This is a genomic window from Oleiphilus sp. HI0132 (assembly GCF_001635845.1).
Genome location: NZ_LWGJ01000880.1, coordinates 1 through 488, shown reverse-complemented (window position 1 = coordinate 488; position 488 = coordinate 1). Strand labels below are relative to the sequence as shown.

Here is a 488-nt window from a genome sequence, read left to right as displayed (position 1 = left end):
ATGAAGTACCGTCGGAAAAGTTAATCGCTGTTAAGGCGTAATTAGGGTCATCTTCTTTAAAGAAGCTTTCAACGACGATGCTGTCATCATTGCCAAGAACAAGCTTTAGATCATCACCACTTCGTGTCACATAGCTGGTCTGGGCAGCAATCGACTCATCGAAAACAAGGACATCTTGTCGACCTTCAGTTTCATCATAGGTCGAGATATAGTCAGCACCATCACCCAGGCTATACAGGTAGGTATCATTTCCTGCTCCGCCAAAAATGACATCGTCTCCTTCTCCTCCTGCAATAACGTCATCACCGACATCACCATACAGATAATCATCCCCACTATTGCCATTGATTGCGTCGTTATCATCACCACCATAGACATAATCCTGGCCGTCTCCGGCATCAATAGTGTCGGCACCACTGAACCCATAATAGTGCTTCGAGCCTACGCCGTCCGAGGTGATATGGTCATCACTATCCGTTCCTAGGTTA

Annotated in this window: 1 protein-coding gene; it reads right to left on the bottom strand. The window is 46.3% G+C overall.

Features of this window, described 5'->3' with window-relative positions; genetic code table 11:
* On the bottom strand, window positions 1–488 hold a 488-nt coding region (locus A3766_RS10010; protein WP_304440960.1), incomplete at both ends, for a calcium-binding protein.